This is a genomic window from Streptomyces panaciradicis (assembly GCF_023516615.1).
In the GTDB taxonomy this organism is placed as follows: Bacteria; Actinomycetota; Actinomycetes; order Streptomycetales; family Streptomycetaceae; genus Streptomyces; species Streptomyces panaciradicis.
On sequence record NZ_JAMGBF010000300.1, the window covers coordinates 1 to 2,595 of the forward strand.

Sequence of the window (2,595 nt, forward strand, 5' to 3'; positions counted from 1 at the left end):
CGGTGCGGCGGCCTCCGAGGGGCTGGGCGCGCCGGTGAAGGCCGGTATCGCGGCCGGCGTCGTCGCGGTGGCCGCCGCCGCGGTGGCCCTCGCCCTCGTCGGCCACGACAGTCCCGCCAGGAAGCCCGACGCCAAGCCGCCCGTCTCCTCGCCGGTCGTGCGGCCCGAGTCGCCCAGGCCCGCGACGAAGCGGCCCGAGCCGGAGCCCCCGGCGATCGTGCCCGCGGCCGCCCCCACCGCCGCGCCGACGACCCCGACACCCCGGCCGACGCCGAAGCCCGCTCCCCCACCGGCACCGAAACCGAGGCCGACGCCGACGCCCGAACCGAAGCCCACCCCGACCCCGACGCCGCCCCCGCCGCCCGCTCCGGCCGTCTACGAGTGGAGCGAGCTCGCCTACGATGTCAGCGGTGACGGCACCGGACCCGAGATGCGGATCGGCGGCAGCAGCTGGGTGTGGCAGCGCCACGGCCTGTCCGTCGACGACAAGCGGTACGCCCACGGGGTGACCGTGCACGGCCGGTCCTCCGTCACGATCGACCTCAACCGCAGCTGCACCTCCTACAACGCCCTGGTCGGCATCGACGACATGACCCTCGGGCTGGGCAAGGTCCACTTCTCCGTCTACGCCGACGGCGCCCGGCTGTGGCGGTCGGGTCTGGTGGAGGCCGGTGAACCGGCGGTCCCCGTACATGTGAACCTCGCCGGGCGCCGGACCGTACGGCTGGTCGTCGAGCCGCGCAACGGATTCGACGCGCTCACGCTCGCGGACTGGGCCGAGTCGAGGTTCACCTGCTCCTAGCGCGGATCGGGCCCGGGGGACGTCACCTGCTCCCCGTCGGCCGCACCGCCGCGCAGGGCCTCGTCGAGGTCGGCCAACCAGGCGTCGGGGCCGAGGGCCGCGCCCGCGGCGTACTCCGCCTTCCACCGCCGGTCGCCCAGCGCGGCGCGGGTGGCCGCCTCCGCGCGCTCGGCCTCGGCGCGCTCCGGGGCGAGGCGCGGATGACCGTCCCGCAGCCGGTCGGCGGCCGCCAGCAGGCGGGCCACGCGCGCGTGGTCGCCGAGGTCGCACAGCACGACCGCCGTGCCGTCCAGGAGGGTCGCCGTGATCGCGTCGGCGCAGCGCCGTTCCACCGACTCCCTCACGGTGCCCACGAGTTTGGCCAGCCCGGGCCGCGGACCGGACTCGACGACCGTCACCCTCGCGTCGATCGCGTCCAGCATCACCGTGAACTGCGGCGGCGGTGAACCCCGTTGGGTCTCCGCCCGGGCCGCCTCGCACAGTTCGCGCGCCCGGCCGGTGTCCTTGTCGTCGAGGGCGAGATGGGCCCGCATGAGCAGGACGAACGCCCGGGAGTCGGCGACGCCGTAACGGTCGGCGGCGTCCGACGCCTCGTCCAGCGCCCGCAGCGCGCCGGGCCGGTCGCCCGCGCGGTAGGCGAACTCCGCGAGCCGGGCCATCAGGAACGGCGTCTCCGCGTACGCGCCCACCTCGTAGGCCAGGCGCAGCGCCTCCTCGTACTCGCCCTTGGCCTCCTGGTACCGGGCCCGTGCCATGGCCGCCTCGCCGGCCGCGCTGCACACCTGGGCCCGCATCCAGCGGTCGCCGACGCGCCGGCTGATCGCCCGCAGCTCGGCCAGGTCCTCGTCGACGCCCTTCATCCCGCCCGGCGAGTCGACGGCCATGTGGGTGCGGAACATCAGGGCGACGCCGACCGCCCAGTCGTCGCCGTGGGCGCGGCAGTTGGCCACGGTGACGTTCATGGCGGCGCGCACCTCGTCCCAGCTGCTGAGGACGAACGCGGTCACGGGCCAGACGAGCCCGGGGAAGCGGGCCGCCTCCGGGCCGCCCGGCTCGAAGAACGCCCGCACCCGGGTGACGTACGCGCGCAGTGGCTCGTCCGGGTCGGCGTCCATCGGCTCGGCGTCCGACTTGAGGAAGAGGTGGAGCATCCGGAGGTTCATCCGGAGGGTGTGCAGGGGGCCGGGCTCCTCGCCGTCCGCGGCGGTCAGGCAGGCGTCCACGGGGTCGACCGAGGTGTCGTACGGGTCCACGCCCGCGCCCAGGCGGACGGCCCGGTCGACCCAGCTCGTCGCCTCGTGGCGGTAGTTGCGCAGCCACCAGAACCAGCCCATGGCCAGCGTGAGGGCGCCCGCCTCCTCCTCGTCGCCGCGGGCCAGGGCGCGGTCGAGGGCGGCGCGGATGTTGTCCAGCTCGGTCTCCAGGCGGGAGATCCACGGGAGCTGGCCGGCCGAGCGCAGCCGCGGCTCGGCCTGCGTGACGAGCGCGCGCACCCAGGCGCGGTGCCGGCGCTCGGCCTCGGCGCGCAGCGCGGGGACCTCGGCGGCGCGCTCGGTGGCGTACTCGTGGATGGTCTCCAGCAGGCGGTAGCGCATGGTGCCGGAGCCGCTCTCCTCGTACGGATCGGCGTACGGGGCGGCCACGATCAGGGACTTGTCGACGAGCGCGCCGACCAGGTCGGCGGCGGGGCCGGTGCACACGGCCTCGGCCGCCTCCAGGTCCCAGCCGCCGGCGAACACGGAGACCTCGCGCAGAACGGTCCGCTCCCGTTCGTCGAGCAGGTCCCAGGACCA

General features: G+C 75.8%; 1 protein-coding gene and 1 pseudogene. One reads left to right on the top strand and one right to left on the bottom strand.

The window, feature by feature from the left end; genetic code table 11:
• A partial coding sequence (locus tag M8J74_RS43995) for an NPCBM/NEW2 domain-containing protein (RefSeq protein WP_249841751.1) occupies window positions 1-802 on the top strand: 802 nt, incomplete at its 5' end.
• On the opposite strand, the pseudogene M8J74_RS44000 reads toward M8J74_RS43995, so the two are convergent.
• Window positions 799-2,595: pseudogene (locus M8J74_RS44000) on the bottom strand (AfsR/SARP family transcriptional regulator); the annotation flags it as partial. The gene M8J74_RS43995 and the pseudogene M8J74_RS44000 sit on opposite strands and share 4 nt — an antisense overlap.